This window comes from Granulicella sibirica (assembly GCF_004115155.1).
In the GTDB taxonomy this organism is placed as follows: Bacteria; Acidobacteriota; Terriglobia; order Terriglobales; family Acidobacteriaceae; genus Edaphobacter; species Edaphobacter sibiricus.
Genome location: NZ_RDSM01000001.1, coordinates 1,997,110 through 2,015,585 on the forward strand (window position 1 = coordinate 1,997,110; position 18,476 = coordinate 2,015,585).

The following is an 18,476-nucleotide window of genomic DNA, read 5'->3' on the forward strand; positions in this document are numbered from 1 at the left end:
ATCCCTTGGCGCGCTTCTCGCTTTCTCGTCTGTGGTATTTGCCGGGCAGGTGTTCCGAGGACAGACTCTAGATGAGGATCCATCCCGTCCGCCATCCGCTTTAGACCCTTCGATAGGGCTTAGCGGATTGGAACATTCCCCTACTGACGTGACCAAAGAAACTGGCGGGGCAAGAACCGCAGTGATCACACTTGGTTTGGGAGCCGATCCGGGTTACGAGTTCTTTCATCGTGTGGAAGCACATAACCAGTCTTCTGTTTTTGCTGGAACGCCATGGCTTGCATCGGCGTATCCTTCTGGTGCCTGGAAGGGAGCGGTACAGCCAGAAGCTTTTGTGTCAGTGCCCGACAGAAGCGCGACGGCTGGATCGGTGATGGAGCCCTACAACGATTCTCCGCAGGCTCTCCAGGCAGAGTTCGATCGAGCGGGATCGACCAATGTTCCGATGGACAGTTGGATCTATCCTGCTCTAGACCGGCTAGCGGCACTTGGGTTGATTCCCACACAGAGCATCTCCATTCGGCCTTGGACGAGGCGGGAGTGCCTCCGCCAGGTACGGGAGGCCTCCGACCACGCCACCCGCGAAGGTGCGCTCAACGCCTCTGGAGGAGCTGAGGCCGACAGGCTGATCGACGACCTGGACCGGGAGCTTTCGAGCGAAGAGAGCGCCAGCGGCACCGCGACGCTCGAATCCGCTTATGTTCGCTTTGGCACGATCGCCGGTCCGGCGCTCGCTGACAGCTATCATTTCGGTCAGACGTGGTGGAACGATTTCGGGCGCCCCTTAGGCCGTGGCAGCAGCTTCATCGTAGGTTTCTCGGCGCGTGCGAACTCTGGGCGCTTTTTCCTTTACGCAAGAGAGGAGGCGCAACACTCGCCTGGGAACCCGGTGCAGTCTCCGGCGGTGGTGCAACTGATCAATTCGATCGACACGCAGGGGGTTCCAAACGAGCCGGTCATTGCCGGAATTCCGGCGCGGAGCGCTTATCAACGATATCGCCCGATCGAGCTGTATGCCGGGGCGACCTTTTGGGGAAATGCTTTCTCGTTCGGCAAGCAGGAGCTGTATTGGGGGCCGACTGTCAGTGGACCGCTATCGTTTTCGAGCAACGCGGAACCCACATGGAACCTGCGGTTTGTATCAACACGCCCGCATTCATTTCCCGGATTTCTCGAGCCATTCGGAACGTTTCGGTTTGATGTCGTGGCGGGCAAACTCTCCGGCCATCACTACCCCGCTCGTCCGTTGTTCAACGGCGGAAAGCTTTCCCTTAATTTCGGCGAGAACGTGGAGATCAGCATTACCAGATGGTCGTTGTTATGTGGGGTGGGGCATCCGTGCAACCTCCACGCGTTTATAGAGAACCTGAGGAGCAGCCAGTCCACAGGTCTGAATGGAGGAGGAGGATCCGGAGGGTACGGAGACCCCACCGACCCAGGTGACCGGAAGAGTGGCTTTGACTTTCGATTCAAGCCGCCTGGGCTCCGGAAGATTGTGACGCTTTATTCCGACTCTTATGCCGATGATGAAGTGATGCCTCTGGAAACCCCCAATCGTTCCGCTTTCAGTCCGGGAATTTACTTTGCTCGGCTTCCCTTTCTGCCACAGGTGGATCTGCGCGTCGAGTCGAATTCAACCAATCGATACTCGGGTGACAAGTTTCTTGGCGGTTATCTTCTGTTCTGGAACAACCAGTACCTAGATGCCAACACCAACAAAGGCTTTCTCCTCGGAAATGCCGTCGGACGAGACGGGCGCGCGGTCGAAGGGCATCTGGGCTACTGGACCTCTGCCCGCTCAAGAGCTGAGATTATGTACCGGCAGAATAAGGGTGGTCCGCACTTTCTCCCAGGGGGCTCTACGATCACGGACGTGTCATATAAGGAGTCGTTTGCTCTAGGAAAAGACTGGACGGCCGAGGTCTTCGCTCAGTACGAGCGATTCTTCATCCCCCCTATCTCGCCTGGTCCGCAGCACAACAGCAGCGGCTGGTTTCAGATCATGTGGAATCCCCAATTACGTGTAAGCCGGAAGAAGTAACATCAGAGCCGATGGTATCTGGTGCGCGAGCGTGGAATAGCGAATTCTCCCGGAAGAAATCCGCTATTCTGGTCAGTGAGACCAGCGCATACGTCAGATTTGCCGGGCAAGATTAGCAATTGCCTGAATATTGAATGGAACACCGAGGGTAGGGATCACTTGCTGCGAAGAGAAGTTGCCTTTAGAAAGATCGTCCGTAGCACCATTCTCGGTGCGATCGGTTGCCTGCCGGTTTTTGGCCTATTAACAGGCACCGTTGCCCAATCGAACGATCAGACGCTGTCCGGTGGTGTGCTAACGCCGAATCAAAGTTCTCAGCAGCCGCAGAGTTTTCCTTCTGTCGAACCAGTGCAGACTTCGCCCAAGGTATTGACGCCCGACCCGTCGCAACGCAACGGGCAGCAGGATAGCAACGATTCGACCGATCGGAGCCAAGATTCCAGGTTCGGACGACAGATCAACCAGAGCTTCCCCGAGTCCCCCGTGCAGTTGACTTCTTTTCAAAGACTGGTCGCGGCGTCAATTGGAAGAGTTCTTCCGATCTATGGGGCGAGCCTGTTCACGAATGTTCCGTCGACCTTCGCGCCGGTCGATCGGATTCCAGTGACCACGGATTATGTGATCGGGCCCGGGGATGAATTGTTGATTCGGCTCTGGGGACAAGTCACTCTGGACGGCCACTTCACGGTAGACCGTTCAGGGAGTATCTACATTCCTCAGGTTGGATCGATCCGCGTTGCGGGTGTTCCTTTTGCCAATCTTACGGACTTCCTCCGCTCCCGGGTGGGCCGCACCTTCAAGAACTTTGATATCAATGTCAATATCGGGCAGCTTCGTTCGATCCAGATCTTCATGGTCGGTATGGCCAAGCGTCCGGGAAGTTATACTGTGAGTTCCTTGAGCACCCTGGTAAACGCTCTTTTTGCTTCTGGTGGTCCGGCCCCGAGCGGAAGCATGCGCAATATTCAGGTAAAGCGCGGTACGGAGATCGTCACAACGTTCGACATGTACGACCTGCTGCTGCGGGGGGACAAGTCGAAGGATGTTGCGCTGGTATCGGGCGATGTCATCTACATTCCGGCAGCGGGGCCAATGATGGCGCTCGCAGGCAGCATCGATAGGTCGGCGATCTACGAGCTGAAGGACACATCCACGATCAAAGACGCGATCTCTTTGGCCGGTGGGCTCGGAACGCTAGCGCAGGATAATCAGGTGCGTCTGGAACGGATTGCACATGGCGATTCTCGTACCACCCAGGACGTGCCGTTAAACGCGACGGGCATGGCGACCCTCGTGATGGATGGAGACATTCTGGAGGTGACACCGATCGTTGATCGTTTCAAGAACGCCGTGACGTTGCGGGGAAATGTCGCGGATCCGCGTCGTTTCGCCTGGTTTCCCGGCATGCGGTTGAGCGATTTGATTCCGGACAAAGATGCGTTGCTGACGAGAGACTTCTGGCAAAAGAGAAACCAACTTGGGCTTCCGTTGCTGGATTCGACACCTGATGTCCGCCGCTATGCTCCCGATGCCCCGGTTGCGCAAGTGAACGGGCGAGGGCTCGGCCCTACCAGATCGGCCTCGATGCTCAACCTGCCGAATGCACAGGATAGTGACACAAATGTATATGGGAAGAATGTTCCCTATACGGTGCGCGAGAATGGCGCTGAGCAAAGCCCGCCGCTGCAGGGGGCAGAGGATACCGAGAGCACCCTTCAGGATGGAGAGTCGGCAAACGGAAATACGCGCGCGCCGCGCAATGGCATTCTATCGGGCTCCAGTCCTACCAATAACCCGGCGAGCAATACGAGCAGTGCTGCCAGCGCGACGGTGAGTTCAGCCGTTACGGGCGCCGCTCAACGCTTTCCGGCAAAGAACGCAGTTGTTCTGAGCGCACCCGAGGTGGATTGGGCCTACGCGGCGATCGAGCGGCTCGATTCCAAGGATCTAACCACACACCTCATTTCCTTCAATCTGGGCCACCTGGTGCTGGACGGAGATGCGACGCAAAATCTGGAGCTGCAGCCAGGCGACGTAATCACGATTTTCTCGAAGGCCGATATTCGAGTTCCGCAGTCGCAACAAACGAAGTATGTGCGACTCGAGGGTGAGTTTCTCGCCTCGGGGATTTATAGCGTTACTCCGGGAGAGACGTTGCGGCAACTCGTGGCGCGTGCTGGAGGACTAACGAACAATGCCTATCTTTACGGTTCGCAGTTCAGCCGCGAATCGACGAAAGTCTTGCAGCAGCAACGGCTCAACGAGTACGCGGCGGATCTCGATCGCCGTATCCGGCTTGCGGAGGCGAATAGCGCGAATAATGTTATGAACCCGCAGGACCAGATCACGGACCTGGCGGCACTCCAGAACGCTCGCACTGTGGCGCTTCGGCTTAGGCAATTGACCGCATCGGGGAGGGTCGTCCTGAATGTGAAGCCGACCAGCAAGACGGTCGATGACGTTCCAGATCTGGCACTCGAGGACGGAGACACCTTCATCGTTCCCCAAGTGCCCGCGAGCGTTGACGTTTTCGGAGCAGTGTACACGCAGAATTCGTTCCTATACGACTCCCATCGGCGTGCAGGTGACTATATCCGGCAGGCAGGCGGCGGCACGCGTACGGCCGACCCGAAACGCAGCTATATTGTCCGAGCAGACGGATCGATCATCAGCCGCCAGTTCTCTTCGAATATATTCTCGGGAAACTTTGATTCAACACGCCTCTATCCGGGTGACGCTGTGATCGTTCCGGAGTCGGTCGACCGGCGCCCCCTGCTTCGCAACTTAGTGGATATCGCCACGATTGTAGGGCAGTTTGGCTTAGGCATTGCAGCCATCAATGTGCTGAAATAGCCTAGTTGGTTCCCGTAACTCGCTGAAATATTGAGATAAATAAATGTCTACAGCAATGAAGCACGCAGAAGTGACCGGGGAAGTGAAGAAGACGACGAGACCCAAGTTTACGGTCTGCATCCCGGCATACAACAGAGCTCGGTACATGGCTCGATTGCTAGATTCTATTTTCGCGCAAAATTTTGAGAGCTTTGATATCGCAATTTGCGAAGATTGTTCGTCTGAGCGGGCAGCCATTTCTGAGGTGGTTGACAGTTACTCGAGAACCTATCCCGGGGTCATCTCCTATTACGAAAATGAAACGAACCTTGGCTACGATGGAAACATCCGCAAGCTTGTCGACAAGGCGAGCGGTGAATTCTGTTTCTTCATGGGCAATGATGACGTTATGTGTCCGGGGGCACTCACCCACGTAGCAGATGTGCTCACCCGAAACCCAGATGTAGGTTTTGTTCTCAAGAGCTATCTTTTTTCGGATCAGTCCGCCGGCCACATTGCCCAGGAGGTTCGTTACTTCGAGGAGGAACGGCGCTTTTCCCGAGGTCAGGAAGCGATTCTGGTCTGCTATCGGCGATCAGGGGTCATTGCTGGATATATCATTCGCCGGGATGCGGCGCATGCAGCGGCTACGAACCGATTTGACGGAACGCTTTACTACCAAATGCACTTGACTGCACAAGTGCTTTCCTCATGGCCGGCAGTTTCGACACCGATGGTGTTGGTGCATTGCGGAGGCGACGAGCCGCCAGACTTCGGCAATAGTGGAAGCGAGAAAGGCAAGTACAAGCCGGGCGTCTATACCCCGCAGGCTCGGCTGAACATGGTGCAAGGCGCTTTGACTATAATTCGTGACCTTCGATTTGAAGGGAAGGATAGCCTTGCAGAAGCGGTACAGCGAGATTATGCGTACTATTTTTATCCCTTTATTAAAGATCAACTGAATCTCCCGATCGGGCAGTTTTTGTCACTATACCGTTCCTACGGTCGTATGGGCTTCGTGAAGTATCCGATCTTTCATGTATATTGCGCCGTCGCTTATCTTCTGGGAGAGAGGCGCTTTGACCTCTTAACTAAGGCGGTTCGAAAAAGATTGGGGCGCAGCCCGCACTTTGGATCAGTTGGGAAATGAAGTTGCGCTCAACAGCAAGATCGCAAACCACACGGACGCTTTGCATCGATCTGCGTTGGATTGACAAATCCGGAGTAGGCACTTACATCAAAGGTGTGATGCCAGGAATAGTGGAGCTTCTTCCAGACGTGTCCATCGTAGGGCTCGGAGACCGGAAGCGGCTCGAAGAGTTTTCGTGGAGCGGATCACCCCGTGTTCGGTTGCTTGACTGTCGCGCCGCAGTATATTCCATAGCCGAACAGGTACAGATCCTAAGGGCAATTCCGTCGGAAACAACCTTGTTTTTTTCTCCGTATTACACAATTCCTCTTCTCTACTCTGGAAAGATAGCGGTGACGGTACATGATTTGAGCCATCGGATCGTCGCCGAGATCATCGAGAATCCGAGGAAGCGTCTTTACGCCCAAGCCATGTATAAGGGTCTGAGAAAGAAGTCTTCCCTCATCTTCACAGTCTCCGATTTTAGTAAGTCTGAACTACTGCGCCTAACACATGGTCCGCGTGAAGATAACATTATCCCCGTGCATCTCGGCATCTCGCCAGAATGGTATGAAGCGTCCTTGGCTCCGAAGATCCGCACCCGTCCCTATTATGTTCACGTTGGAAATATAAAACCCTATAAGAACTTAGGTCGGCTCGTCGACGCTTTTCTCGCGATTCGAGATCGAGTTCCGCACGATCTTGTGATCGTCGGCCAAGGAGAAGGATTGATTACGGGTGAGTCGCGTGAGTTTTTCGAGCGTGTACAGGCGGCTTCTGATCGGATCCATCTGACCGGGTTCGTTTCACACAAAGAATTACTTTCTCTCGTGGGCCACGCAGAAGCTCTTCTGATGCCTTCTCTTTACGAAGGCTTTGGTCTTCCGCCACTTGAAGCCATGGCCGCTGGAGTTCCAGTGGCGGTCGCAAATGCTGGGTCTCTTCCAGAAGTATGTGGCGATGCTGCTCTTTATTTCGATCCTCTGCTGATAAAGGACATTGGAGAAAAGCTCGTCTTGATAGCCACCGATTCCGCTTTACGCCGCCAATTAATTGACCGCGGTTTGGAACGGAGTCGTCTTTTTACCTGGGACCTCTGCGCCCGGCGAACCGCCGAGGGGCTGCGTTCGATGCTAGGGTCAGATAGGAAGTAGATTGGCGTTAAATGTTCTTACGGATTCTTGGTTTTCGACGAATGTCTGGTGATTCTATTCACCACCCTCGGGCAGGAATGACCTAATCACCTCAATCCTCGTTTGGTTGGGATTGGAAAGCCGAGGAAAAATGGAAGTCAGATGGAGGCTCGCAAAAAACGCGACCGCAAATCTTGTCCGCGGTGGTACGGCAGGCGTGGTTGCCATCTTTTTGCCCGCAGTGCTGGTCCGACACATGGACAAGATGGAGTATGCCGTTTGGGTGCTCGTCCTACAAGTGGCAGCTTACAGTAGCTATCTCGATTTTGGCCTGCAGACCGCCGTAGGCCGCTACGTAGCGATTGCCAACGAGAGGCACGACACACATCAACGCGATTCCGTCTTCAGCACAGCTCTTGTCGGACTCTCCATCGCGTCACTCATCGCGGTTCTTTTATTGGTCGGTGTGGCCTGTGCGACAGGGATATTATTCCCGAAGGTTCCCGTCTCCCTGCTGCCCTCGATGCGAGGGGCGTTGCTCATTGTAGGGTCCTCGATCGCGCTGGGACTGCCTTCTTCGGCGTGGAGCGGGGTCTTCATCGGGATGCAGCGAAATGAGTTGATCGCGGCCGTGATGGGATCCTCAAAGCTCATCTCCGCGATCGCGCTCATTGTTGCCGCGCTCCACGGCGCTTCGATTGTGACGATGGCGGTCATTGTCGCTATGGTCAACCTCGCGTCCTATGGCTCTCTTTACCTTATGGTGAGATATTTTTCGGAGACGCGATTTCGACTTGAACTTGTCCAAAAGTCCATGGCTCGCGAGTTATTTAATTACTGCTTCAGCTTGATGATCTGGTCTTTTTCGACTCTTCTCATCACAGGCCTGGATTTGCTCTTTGTAGGCCACTTCGACTTAGAGGCCCTCGTACCTTATGCCTTGGCGACGTCGCTCGTGACCTTCATCGCAGGTGTTCAGACTGCGGTCTTCGGTGCCATGATGCCACACGCCGCAGTGCTTCACGCGCGCGGAGATGCGGTGGCACTTGGAAATATGGTGATCTCTACGACGCGCCTGGCCGTAACCTTGCTGAGCCTTACGGGACTTCCTTTGCTGATCTATAGCAGTTCCGTGTTTCGAATATGGGTAGGACATCAGTATGTAAGCCAAGGACATATGTTGTTGGTTGTTCTGATGGCCGCCAACATCATCCGCCTAACCGGTACACCCTATTCCATTGTATTGGTCGCTTCTGGTCAGCAAAAACTCGTAACCCTTAGCCCATTACTGGAAGGTCTTACGAATTTGCTTGCAAGTATCGTCCTCGGAGTACGATATGGTGCGGGAGGCGTGGCGGCAGGCACACTCATCGGTGGAGTCGTCGGCATGCTTGGCCACGTCATCTACAACATGCCTCGCACACACAAGGAGGTGACATTTGGGATAGGCACTTTCTTGATCTCAGGATTCTGTATTCCTGCGCTCACCGGAATTCCGTTGATCGCGCTCCTCATTTACCCTTTCAAGGGGACGTCTCCCCCGCCGCAGGCTTTTGCGCTCGCTTGCGGATTAACACTTGTACTAGTTGCCGGGAATCTTTCACGTTCCGAGATCCGCAAACACACAAGCACTTGACCCCTCTCCCTCTCGGGAGTCGACGCCGATACGGGCATCTCTTTTCTATGGATAGAATGGCACAACTCGTCTCAACATTTCCTGCTCGCGCCAGGCGGAAGCTACGTCTTCTGCTTCAAGGGCGGGTGCAATGCTTCGAACAAGCACTATCGCTTGTGGAAGACAAGCGCGGCATCGAGATCGGCGGTCCTACTGATCTCTTTAGAGGCTGGCGCACACCATCGCGATGTCACTGGGCGTTCGCTCCGTTGCCAATCTACGATCGCGTAGGATCCCTTGATAATTGCAATTTCTCTGACAGGACGGCTTGGGGCGAGCATCAACAAAGCTATAGGTTCAGCTCATCGCGAGCACCGGGGAAAGTCATCATTGCCGAAGGCTCCAATCTCGCCTCGGTCTCGGCGGGTACTTATGACTTCGTCCTGTCGTCGCACAACCTCGAGCACTTTGCCAATCCCATCAAAGCGCTGCTCGAGTGGAAGAGGATTACACGCTCTCAAGGCGCGCTTATCCTCGTGCTTCCTCACTACAAAAGCACCTTCGATCACCTGAGGAAGACCACCTCGGTCGAGCACATGTTCGATGACTTCAGGAACGATGTGGCGGAAGATGACACAACCCATCTTGAAGAGGTTGTGCGTCTCCACGACATTACCATGGACGGGTTTCTTAAGAGTGGAAGCCGAGAAGAGTTCAGAATCCGCTGCGAGAACAACTTTTCGAACCGGATGATGCATCATCATGTGTTCGATGAACGGAATAGCACGGAACTTCTCACACGGGTGGGACTGGAAGTGATTGCCGTTGAGCTTTCGCTCCCCTATCACATGATCATCCTTGCCCGTTGGAGAGAGTAGATCGATCTTCGAGTGTTCTCTGTGAAGGGGTTAAGAGTCACTTCGACCTTGCCGGTTAGCGATCATCGGAGATATTTTCAGCGTCGCAAAGAAATAATCGAGCCAGGAGACGAACAGGGGAACACCGATACCAACCACAAACCAAATGATGAAGGTTCCCTGCTCGAAGAGATCAAGACGCCAGAGTTCGCTTGACGCATACAGAATCGCCCCGCAGGGTAAAAGAAAGTATGTCTTGCCCAGCGCGATCAGGGTACGAAACACGATTCCCATGAAGAGACAAAGTCCGGTAACGTAAGGCCAACACCAGTAACCCATTTTCTGATGCAAGGCAACGAAGGCCGAGTTTGTGTTGTAGTTGATTCCAATGTCCACATAATAGCGGTAAGGTTCGGTCCCATGAATTGGGTCTCCGGGCCCCTGTGCCGCCAGCTGGTCGGTGACACTAGTCGCTCCAATTGCAACCTGAAATGGGGTTCCAAGGTAGGCGACAATCTCGTTGAGTCCAGCAAGCCCGAACGATAGCTTGTTTCGCTCATAGAAATCCGCGTTGCGTGAGAGATTCAAAACGGACAAAATCAAAAACAGACTCGTCGCGATAACAAGCAGTTTCCCGACGCTCACCTTGATGACCTTTTGACTGAAACTCAACAGGAACGAGGTGACCATCAAGGCTGCAATCAGGATCAAGCGATAGGATAGAAAGGCACTGAGGGCAAGCATCAAGACATTGAAGATATTGAGAAGTGAGTATCTTTTGAATCCGACTATCCGGTAGAGAGCGATGGATGCCGAGTAGAGCACAACATAGCGGAGCGAAACGAGTCCGACGTGATAGTCCTCATACAGCGATTCTTTTAAAGCATTTGTCTGTCCGAGAGAGATAAATAACACTGCCTGCCGAAAGGACATGTTCTGGAAGATAACCGAGAGCATCGACCCTAAACCGAGGGCCGCAAGGAATGTGAAGCACAAATAGACGGCGTTCGACTCCAGGCCGAGCGTTCGGCTTTCGGACCTGTACCCCTCGACTGGTACCGATAACCCAGCGAGCTTCTGGCCGAAGAAAAAACTCGCAAAGATGAGGAGATACCAGCAAGCAAGAATGATCACAGAGTTAGCGTCGAGACGTGACGGATGATCAAACCCCTTCCTTAATATGCCAAAGGTCGGGAAGAGCCACGCAGACACGCTCGCAGATACCGCAACCATCGATATACAGGAGGGCTTGAAGAAGCTCCGGACTGGAAAACTGATCTGCATGCGTTATGAGAATTCTCGAACTGGCTCGGGCTCAACTACCTACGGGTTAGGCCTTTCCCACCGGCTTGCTTGCTGGTCGAAACGGCGGATCGTTCTTGCCGGGATGCCACCGACCATCGTGAATGCTGGAATGTCAGTGCGAACGACCGAATTTGCTGCCACGATAGAACCCTGTCCGATGGTGACTGGGCCGACAATTACGACGTTATCGCCAATCCACACGTCGTCGCCAATCATGACCGCACCACCGCCTCCTAAAGCACGGAGCGATGGCTGCTCACTCGGGTGACTCTGTATCTCGCCCTTATAGGACCCATGGTTGTGATCCGATACGTAGACTCTGCTGCCGAATAAAGCTCCGTTACCGATTGAAATGCTGTCTATACAAGTGATATGCACCCCTTCGGAGAACGAGACGTTATTACCGATTCGAATGCTCGGACAAAACCGCTGTTGTTGGTATGCGGTAATGGCCTCCATCCACAGGTGACCGTGAACATAGAAATTCCTGCCTATTTTCGTGAATTTTGATCCGCGCAGTACGCAGCCTGGCCCGAGATACAATCCGGGTGCCTGGAGTACCGCGCTCATCAGGCTACTTTTAGCCTTCAGTACGGTGCTGCGAAGCACATTCCATATAGCCAGAAAAGGCACTTCAGAGGCAAAAATCCTACCGAGAGCGTTAGGAGGGCCGGGTTTGGCTGTCACGGCGCGGTTCATTTCTCCCGGGCCGCTTGCCACGGCATAATACGAAGCGAATTTCGCAGATGAATTAATTGAGAAGCATGCTTCGGGACTTGCCGGATTTTGCAAAAAAAATGAGCCAAAAGAGACGCGACGCAACCAATGAAGAAGCCTAAAGCACAGGATCCAAGAATCAGGACCGCCTTCGACGGGCTCGACTTCTGATCGGGGGGAATCGCACGATCCACGACCTGAAGCAATGGAGCAGCCTTCGCTTCATCGATTCGCGCAGCTTCGTACTGCTTGGAGAGCAGTTCAAAGAGCGTCTCATGATATTTCAACTCCCGATATTTTCGAGTGTATTCGAGGCTTACCGCCGGAAGTTGACCCGCCACGACTTCAGGGTTCCCCGATCCGGTATTTTGTGGATCGTTTTCCAGCTTTGCAAGCTGGCTTCGAAGTGCGGCAGCCTCTTGCTCAGCTTGGATCGCCTCTGGATTCTGGTCCGTCGCGAATGTCCTCAGCGATTGAATGCGCACCTCTTGTGCCGCGATTTGTGCTCGGATTTGTGCAATACTCCGGATAATCGACTCCGCCTGGCCGTTTAACTGGATCACACCGGTCTTCTCGGCAGTCTGCTTCAGGTCGTCCTCGGCTTCCGTAAGAGATTTGCGCTCGTTTGTAAGTTCCTGGTCGAAAAACACTCGCCGTTGCGCTGCCTCGGTGATAGCGAGGTGGGAGTTCATGGCATACAACTCATCAACGTAGGCATTGGCCATTGCACTCGCCCGCTGCGGGGTATGATCGTCGACAAGAATATGAATCATCCCGTCGTTCGTTGCAAGGAAACGGCTGTTGCTTTTCAGAGCCTTGCGCGTGTCTTCGAGAGTTTTCTTCCGGTAAACCTCACTGAGGCCGTACTTCCCGATGATTGCGTCCGCAATCGTTCTGCTATTTAGAATACCCACGTAGACATCTGCTGGATTCTTTAGTGGGCTGCCAGAGGCGAGAGACGCCAGGGAGCCAAGCTGACCGAGCATGGAAGAAGCTGAAGGGCCTTGTTGTGGGGGAAGAACCAGAGCGGTCGCTGTAAAAGTGGGTCTCAGGACGAGTGCCAGGATCGTTCCGAGGATCGTGGCTATCAGAGTAAACGCCGCAATTTTTCGTTTGGCGGCGGAAAGAACAAGTAAAATATCGAGCAGATCGAGTCCATCCGTTAGCTGGGGGGCGGTTAGCTCGGGGTCAGTCGACTCTAAATTTGGATCGTCGGAGTCAAGTGCTTCTTTTTTCCTCGGCATCACCAATATCGTATCTCACCTCTTGAGGATCCGGCACTCACCGTTCAGATAGTTATCCAGGATCTCCCTACTGGTGTCTCTCTCTGCATAAGAGACCGGACCCGCTTCGAGCGGCGACAAACCCTTAGACCGAAACCAATACGAGAAACTTGTGTTCTACAATCAGGTAGGACTCGGAGGCTTATTCCAAAATGCGTGTGCTCTTTCTGAACCCCCCGTTTCATCCGCGCTTCTCGCGTGAGCAGCGTAGCCCAGCCGTTACCAAGAGCGGAACCCTCTACTATCCCAAGTGGCTGGCTACTGCGGCTGGTGTGGCCATCAAGAACGGTCACGACGTGGATCTGGTGGATGCTCCGGCTGGCGGTTTCTCCGTGAAGGCCGTGATAGACCGGATCGAAGCGAAACACATCGACGCGGTCGTATGCGACACCTCGACTCCGAGCATCATCAATGACATCGCGGTCATCGATGCGCTGGTTGCCGCGAAGCCTTCGCTGCACACCCTGATGGTTGGTCGGCATGTTTCTTCGCTTCCACGGGAAACGCTTGCGATGTCAACTTCGCTCCAGGCTGTCGCAATTCGGGAATATGAATACACCGTGCGTGATTGGCTCGAAGCGAAGGCCTGCGGAGCCGATCTTTCTGACGTGGACGGCCTCGTCTGGCGGCGCGCATCCGACGGAGAGATTGTCAGCAACAAGCAGCGTGATGCGATCAAGAACCTCGACGAGCTTCCGTTCGTCTCCGAGGTGTACAAGCGCTTCCTGCATACACCCGACTATTTCTATGGTCACTCCCTCTGGCCTCTCGTGGTTTTCGACACGAGCCGCGGCTGCCCGTATCACTGCTCGTTCTGCGTCTATCCGCAGACTTTCAGCGGTCACACCATGCGGTATCGCTCCGTTGGCAATGTGGCGGACGAGTTTGAGTATGTTGCCAAGGAGATGCCCGAGATCAAGACGGTCATGCTCGAGGACGATACGTTCATCGTGAGCCGACCGCGCACGCTCGAATTGGCGAATGAGTTGATCAAGCGTGGCAACAAGCTTCCCTTCGACGCGAACTGCCGCGCCGATATTGGAGCCGAAGACGAGCTCCTAAAAACCCTGCATAAGGCGGGAGCGCGTCTTTTCTGCGTCGGCTTCGAGAGCGGCGACGTGGAAGTCATCAACGGCATGAAGAAGAACAACGATGACCGCCGCGATGCCAAATATCACGAAGAAGCCCATAAGTTCGTGCGGCGTTGCCAAGGTGCCGGCATCATGGTGCATGGCTGCTTCATGGTCGGCAATCTGAACGAAACGCCCGCCAGCATGGAGAAGACGCTCGACTTCGCTAAGGCTCTTCGCCCGGATACGGCCCAGTTCTTTCCCATCATGGTCTATCCCGGAACAGTCGCATACCAGGAAGCGAAGAAGCGGGATTACATCCAGATCGAGGATTGGGGCGCGTGGTTGACCAAGGACGGTCTGCACAACAGCGTCGTGACCCTGCCGAATATTACCCATGAGCAGCTTGTCAGCTTCTGCGATAAGGCTCGGCGGAGCTTCTATCTTGCGCCGTCCTATCTCGCCTACAAGCTGAAGCAGTCCTTGACGGATCCGCGCGAGCTTCAGCGTAACGTCAAGGGGTTCCTGACCCTGTCGAAGTATCTGATCAAGGGAAGCGAGCACAGCAAGGCAGACGCGGCGACCCCCAGCAAGCCGCAGCAAGCGACCGCATAACCTCAATGGCTGATGTGATTCAGCGCAACTCTCCAGAAGCACATCCCGGAATGATGATGGAAGCGAAGTCAGCCTCCATCATCATTCCGACATTTAATGGCGCTTCCCGTATCGGGAACTGCCTGACGGCCCTGCTGGATCAGACCGCGGGCCGGGACATTGAGATCCTCGTAATCGACGATGGATCGAAGGATGAGACAGGGGACGTCGTTCGCCGATACCCTACTGTCCGTCTCATCTCCCGGGCGAATGCCGGACCTGCCGCAGCCCGGAACCTGGGCGCATTCGAGGCGCGGGGAGAGATTCTTCTCTTTACCGACGACGACTGTATTCCCATGACAGGCTGGCTCGATGCGATGCTTACGCCCTTCGAGAGCCGCGAGGTTGTTGGTGTCAAAGGAACATACTGTACGCGGCAACGGGAGCTCGCAGCACGCTTTGTCCAGGTCGAATACGAAGATAAGTACCGCCTTATGGCCGACCTGCCAAGCATCGATTTTGTCGATACCTACTCGGCTGGCTTTCGACGCGAGAACTTCCTGGAGATGAACGGGTACGACACCTCGTTCCCTGTCGCATGCGCGGAGGACGTCGAATTGTCCTACCGGATGTCCGCGCGTGGCTGGAAGATGGTCTTCGCGCCGAAGGCCGTTGTCTGCCACACCCATCCCGACTCGTTCTCGCGCTACCTAAAGAAGAAGTACAAGTTCGCCTTCTGGCGGGTCTTGGCCGTGCGCAAGAACCCAAGCAAGGGTGTCAAAGACAGCCACACGCCTCAAGTGATGAAGCTTCAGCTTCTTTTTGCGCCTGCACTTGTGACTGCTGCTGTGTTTGACCTCATCGTACGGCCCGCTGTCCCCGCCACCGCAATTGTTCTAGGAGCCTTCGTACTCAGCACCTTGCCCTTCGCTGCTCGAGCCTTTGCCAAGGACCCGCTGATCGGGATGCTCTCGCCCGCAATCCTTGCAGCGAGGGCCTGCGCACAGTTATTTGGTGTTGTCGCTGGCGTCATGTTCGCTGGGAGAAGGCAAGCCGAAGTCGCCACGAATCCACGGTAGTGACCTACTCACTTCCCAATGCAGAAGGTAGAGAAGACCAGGTTCAACACGTCGTCTGGTGTTGTCGTCCCCGTTAGCTCATCGAGAGGCTGCAGCGCTGCGTAAAGGTTTAACATAACCATCTCATGAGGGATCCGCGCGGCGACCGCCCTCCGCGCCTCGCTGAGAGCCGCCAAGGATCGGCTCACAGCATCATGCTGACGAACGTTCGTCAGCAACCCTGATTCGAGCGTGGCTGTGCCGTGGATCCGCGACGTGATCGCCTCCCTGAGAATATCGATACCCACTCCGGTGAGCGCGGAGACGTGAACTCCTTCGTCGAGGCCAGGGACTGACGCCCCGGCGGTATCCGGAAGCAGATCGGTCTTGTTTCGGACAAGGATGTATGGGCGATTCTCTAATTCTTTGCGCAGAAGACGCTCTTGGCTGCTGATCACCTTGGACGCGTCCGTCACCACAAGAATGAGGTCGGCCGCAGCGAGCGCTTCATGGCTCTTGGCAATACCAAGCATCTCCGCTTCGTCGGTCGTGGTCCGTAAGCCGGCTGTGTCGATCAACTCGACCGGAATCCCTTCGATCGCGACTCGCTCGGAGATGAGGTCGCGTGTCGTCCCGGGCGTTGCGGTCACGATTGCCCGATCGCGGTCGAGCAGACGATTGAACAGGGAAGACTTTCCCGCGTTCGGCTCTCCGACAATTGCCAGCTTCAGGCCCGCGTGGAGAATGCGGCCATATTGGAACGAGTCAGCCAGAGATCGGAGAGGCGCTTCGACCGCATCAAGCGACGCGACGATCTTCTCATCGGGCAGCACGTCGATGTCATCCTCGGCGAAGTCAATTCCGGCTTCGAGGGATGCGATCAGGTAGAGCAGTGCTCGTTTGGTCGGTGAGAGTCGTCTTGAAAGTGCTCCCCCCAATTGTTCCGCCGCGAGCCGCGCCTGGTGATGGGTGGTTGCGTCGATCAGGTCGCGAACGGCCTCCGCTTGCGTGAGGTCCATTCGTCCGTTGAGAAACGCGCGCTGCGTGAACTCTCCCGCCCGGGCAAGCCGTGCTCCGCCTGCTAGCGCTTGCTCGATGAGGAACCCGAGAACGACCGGCGATCCGTGCGATGCGATCTCAAGCACATCTTCTGCCGTGTAGGAGTTCGGTGCCGCAAAGTAAGTGATCACCGCCTCGTCGATCAGGTGTCCGCTCGCGGGATCGAGGATGCGCACAAACGTTGCACGCCGCGGTTCAGCAGACACCTCAAGTTTGAGAAGAGGCATGAGAGTCTGCAAAGCGGCTGGCCCCGACAAGCGCACGATCCCGATGCCACCGCGGCCGGGTGGCGTCGCGACGGCGACGATCGTGTCCTGTTCCAACGTGAGATCGGGGTCCATAGGGAGGTTTGTCCGTTCCTCTTAGGATGCCACGCCAAACCGGACCGCGAGTTTGCGATAGGCTCGCGCTCGTGCGAATCAACAGGCCTCGGGCGCTTACCATAGCGCTATGCCAGTGCACTTTTCCGAGAACGCGCTGAAGTTCCTGCGCGGCCTCACTCGACACAATGATCGCGAATGGTTCGGAGCGCGGAAGACCATCTATGAAACCGAGCTCAAGGCTCCTATGCTCGAGCTCATCGGCGAGATCAACGACGCATTCCTCGACTTCGCGCCGGAGCATGTCCGTCCCCCGCAAAAGGCGATGATGCGCATCTATCGCGACATCCGCTTCTCGGCCAACAAGGCTCCCTACAAGACGCGGCTTGCAGCGTGGTGGTCACGCGATGGTATGGAGAAGACCTCGGGCGCCGGCTTCTACACGAGCTTCGGTCCCACGGGCTTGACCGTTGCGGCGGGCGTCTATGCACCGGACAAGTTTCAGCTTCTTGCCATCCGCAGACACCTTGTGGAGCACCATGCCGAGTTCCTCAAGCTGCTCCAGTCGAAAAAGATGAAGGTAAGCCTGTCGGAATTCGAAGGCCAAAGCCTGACGCGGCCTCCCAAGGGCTTCGCTGACGCCACCATCTCTGCAGAGGCGATGCGGTTGATCATGTGCCGGCAATGGGGTGTCTCCGCGACGCTGCCGGTGGAGACGGCGCTTGGTCCTGGGCTCACGAAGGAGGTCGTCAGCCGCTTCAAGCTTGCGGCTCCGATGGTTGCTCTCCTGAATGAACCGTTGTTGAAACGACAGCCGAAACCAATGTTCTAGGTAAGCGTCCGCTGCTGTTGCAGCACCTCGGGCGGAGCCACTAGAACCCGCAAAAGGCTATATTTGGCTGATATTTTGGGAAAATCTCTTGAAAAGCCCAGAAAACCCGCAAAAACTTGTGGAAAGTCGGCAAAAACGGTTGACAAAGGTTTGCGAAAAGCCGAAGGTGAATGGCGGTACGGTACTCCGCACCCGCATAAACACTGGCGATTTCTCATCGCGGCCAAGTGCGGTGCGAGCCGTGAGCCGCCGCGAAAGCGGCATCACAACTTGGTACGAAGGAGTAAGACAACATGGCAAAGGGAATGACCAAAACTGCGCTGGTGCGCGCACTGGCAGAGAAGATGGAACTCACCAACAAGCAGACATCCGGCTTTCTCGAACTGCTGGCGGAAACCGCTGTCAAAGAGACGAAGAAGAACGGGGAGTTCACCATTCCCGGAATCGGCAAGCTCGTGAAGGCTGAGCGCAAGGCACGCCTGGGCCGTAACCCGCAGACGGGTGAGACGATCAAGATCAAGGCGAAGACCGTGGTCAAGTTCCGCGTCGCAAAGGTCGCGAAGGACACGATCGCTCCGCCAAAGAAGTAGGTAAGGTCTGAGCAAGATGTAAGGATGAGCCTGCCGTGACC

Annotated in this window: 14 protein-coding genes; 10 read left to right on the plus strand and 4 right to left on the minus strand. The window is 55.3% G+C overall.

What is annotated here, in order from left to right:
* The first annotated feature begins 340 nt into the window (after nt 1-340).
* The 6 genes from GRAN_RS08250 to GRAN_RS08275 all read left to right on the plus strand — a co-directional run bounded on the left by GRAN_RS08250 (nt 341) and on the right by GRAN_RS08275 (nt 9,628).
* Nucleotides 341-2,041: a capsule assembly Wzi family protein gene (locus GRAN_RS08250; protein ID WP_161570897.1), complete on the plus strand. Its 1,701-nt coding sequence runs from the start codon at nt 341-343 to the stop codon at nt 2,039-2,041.
* Nucleotides 2,042-2,524: 483 nt separating this feature from the next.
* Nucleotides 2,525-4,894 (plus strand): polysaccharide biosynthesis/export family protein, encoded by a 2,370-nt coding sequence (locus GRAN_RS08255; protein ID WP_128912433.1) that lies wholly within the window; start codon nt 2,525-2,527, stop codon nt 4,892-4,894.
* A 43-nt stretch (nt 4,895-4,937) separates the two neighbouring features.
* Nucleotides 4,938-6,023 (plus strand): glycosyltransferase family 2 protein, encoded by a 1,086-nt coding sequence (locus GRAN_RS08260; protein WP_128912434.1) that lies wholly within the window; start codon nt 4,938-4,940, stop codon nt 6,021-6,023.
* Nucleotides 6,020-7,156 carry a glycosyltransferase family 4 protein gene (locus GRAN_RS08265; RefSeq protein WP_128912435.1) on the plus strand — a complete coding sequence of 379 codons (1,137 nt, stop codon included), beginning with the start codon at nt 6,020-6,022 and terminating at the stop codon, nt 7,154-7,156. The genes GRAN_RS08260 and GRAN_RS08265 overlap by 4 nt, the downstream gene beginning before the upstream one ends.
* Before the next feature lie 130 nt (nt 7,157-7,286).
* Nucleotides 7,287-8,771: an MATE family efflux transporter gene (locus GRAN_RS08270; protein ID WP_128912436.1), complete on the plus strand. Its 1,485-nt coding sequence runs from the start codon at nt 7,287-7,289 to the stop codon at nt 8,769-8,771.
* A gap of 155 nt (nt 8,772-8,926) precedes the next feature.
* A complete protein-coding gene (locus GRAN_RS08275; RefSeq protein WP_241654409.1) occupies nt 8,927-9,628 on the plus strand; it encodes a methyltransferase domain-containing protein in 702 nt (233 codons plus the stop codon).
* A 30-nt stretch (nt 9,629-9,658) separates the two neighbouring features.
* On the opposite strand, the gene GRAN_RS08280 is transcribed toward GRAN_RS08275, so the two are convergent.
* The 3 genes from GRAN_RS08280 to GRAN_RS08290 are packed head-to-tail and all read right to left on the minus strand — an operon-like array spanning nt 9,659 to nt 12,873.
* The gene (locus GRAN_RS08280) at nt 9,659-10,891 is read right to left on the minus strand and encodes a hypothetical protein (RefSeq protein ID WP_128912438.1); all 1,233 of its coding nucleotides are present in this window, start codon (nt 10,889-10,891) and stop codon (nt 9,659-9,661) included.
* A 39-nt stretch (nt 10,892-10,930) separates the two neighbouring features.
* Nucleotides 10,931-11,611 carry an acyltransferase gene (locus GRAN_RS08285; protein ID WP_128912439.1) on the minus strand — a complete coding sequence of 227 codons (681 nt, stop codon included), beginning with the start codon at nt 11,609-11,611 and terminating at the stop codon, nt 10,931-10,933.
* Nucleotides 11,608-12,873, minus strand: a complete 1,266-nt coding sequence (locus GRAN_RS08290; RefSeq protein ID WP_128912440.1) for a GumC family protein — start codon at nt 12,871-12,873, stop codon at nt 11,608-11,610. Before GRAN_RS08290 ends, GRAN_RS08285 begins: the two co-directional genes overlap by 4 nt.
* Nucleotides 12,874-13,064: 191 nt before the next feature.
* Here GRAN_RS08290 and GRAN_RS08295 point away from each other — a divergent pair, with 191 nt between their 5' ends.
* The gene (locus GRAN_RS08295; RefSeq protein ID WP_128912441.1) at nt 13,065-14,597 is read left to right on the plus strand and encodes a B12-binding domain-containing radical SAM protein; all 1,533 of its coding nucleotides are present in this window, start codon (nt 13,065-13,067) and stop codon (nt 14,595-14,597) included.
* 5 nt (nt 14,598-14,602) lie between these two features.
* Nucleotides 14,603-15,655, plus strand: coding sequence for a glycosyltransferase family 2 protein (locus GRAN_RS08300; RefSeq protein WP_128912442.1), 1,053 nt, complete (start codon nt 14,603-14,605; stop codon nt 15,653-15,655).
* Nucleotides 15,656-15,663: 8 nt separating this feature from the next.
* Here the strand turns inward: GRAN_RS08300 and mnmE are convergent, their stop codons facing one another.
* Complete coding sequence (gene mnmE / locus GRAN_RS08305) at nt 15,664-17,034, minus strand: tRNA uridine-5-carboxymethylaminomethyl(34) synthesis GTPase MnmE (RefSeq protein WP_128912443.1); 1,371 nt, start codon at nt 17,032-17,034, stop codon at nt 15,664-15,666.
* Between the two features lie 109 nt (nt 17,035-17,143).
* Here mnmE and GRAN_RS08310 point away from each other — a divergent pair, with 109 nt between their 5' ends.
* Together GRAN_RS08310 and GRAN_RS08315 are read left to right on the plus strand one after the other, a co-directional pair.
* On the plus strand, nt 17,144-17,845 hold the full coding sequence (locus GRAN_RS08310) for a DUF2461 domain-containing protein (protein ID WP_128912444.1): 702 nt from the start codon (nt 17,144-17,146) through the stop codon (nt 17,843-17,845).
* Between the two features lie 293 nt (nt 17,846-18,138).
* Entirely contained in the window at nt 18,139-18,435 is a 297-nt protein-coding gene (locus GRAN_RS08315; RefSeq protein WP_089836598.1) for an HU family DNA-binding protein, read from the plus strand.
* Nucleotides 18,436-18,476: the final 41 nt, after the last annotated feature.

What these genes read in the sequence shown, in the direction of transcription:
- GRAN_RS08290 (WP_128912440.1), bottom strand. Translation starts at nt 12,873, where the DNA reads ATGCCGAGGAAAAAAGAAGCACTTGACTCCGACGATCCAAATTTAGAG.
- GRAN_RS08270 (WP_128912436.1), top strand. Translation starts at nt 7,287, where the DNA reads ATGGAAGTCAGATGGAGGCTCGCAAAAAACGCGACCGCAAATCTTGTC.
- GRAN_RS08260 (WP_128912434.1), top strand. Translation starts at nt 4,938, where the DNA reads ATGTCTACAGCAATGAAGCACGCAGAAGTGACCGGGGAAGTGAAGAAG.
- mnmE (WP_128912443.1), bottom strand. Translation starts at nt 17,034, where the DNA reads ATGGACCCCGATCTCACGTTGGAACAGGACACGATCGTCGCCGTCGCG.
- GRAN_RS08285 (WP_128912439.1), bottom strand. Translation starts at nt 11,611, where the DNA reads ATGAACCGCGCCGTGACAGCCAAACCCGGCCCTCCTAACGCTCTCGGT.
- GRAN_RS08310 (WP_128912444.1), top strand. Translation starts at nt 17,144, where the DNA reads ATGCCAGTGCACTTTTCCGAGAACGCGCTGAAGTTCCTGCGCGGCCTC.
- GRAN_RS08265 (WP_128912435.1), top strand. Translation starts at nt 6,020, where the DNA reads ATGAAGTTGCGCTCAACAGCAAGATCGCAAACCACACGGACGCTTTGC.
- GRAN_RS08280 (WP_128912438.1), bottom strand. Translation starts at nt 10,891, where the DNA reads ATGCAGATCAGTTTTCCAGTCCGGAGCTTCTTCAAGCCCTCCTGTATA.
- GRAN_RS08315 (WP_089836598.1), top strand. Translation starts at nt 18,139, where the DNA reads ATGGCAAAGGGAATGACCAAAACTGCGCTGGTGCGCGCACTGGCAGAG.
- GRAN_RS08295 (WP_128912441.1), top strand. Translation starts at nt 13,065, where the DNA reads ATGCGTGTGCTCTTTCTGAACCCCCCGTTTCATCCGCGCTTCTCGCGT.
- GRAN_RS08300 (WP_128912442.1), top strand. Translation starts at nt 14,603, where the DNA reads ATGGCTGATGTGATTCAGCGCAACTCTCCAGAAGCACATCCCGGAATG.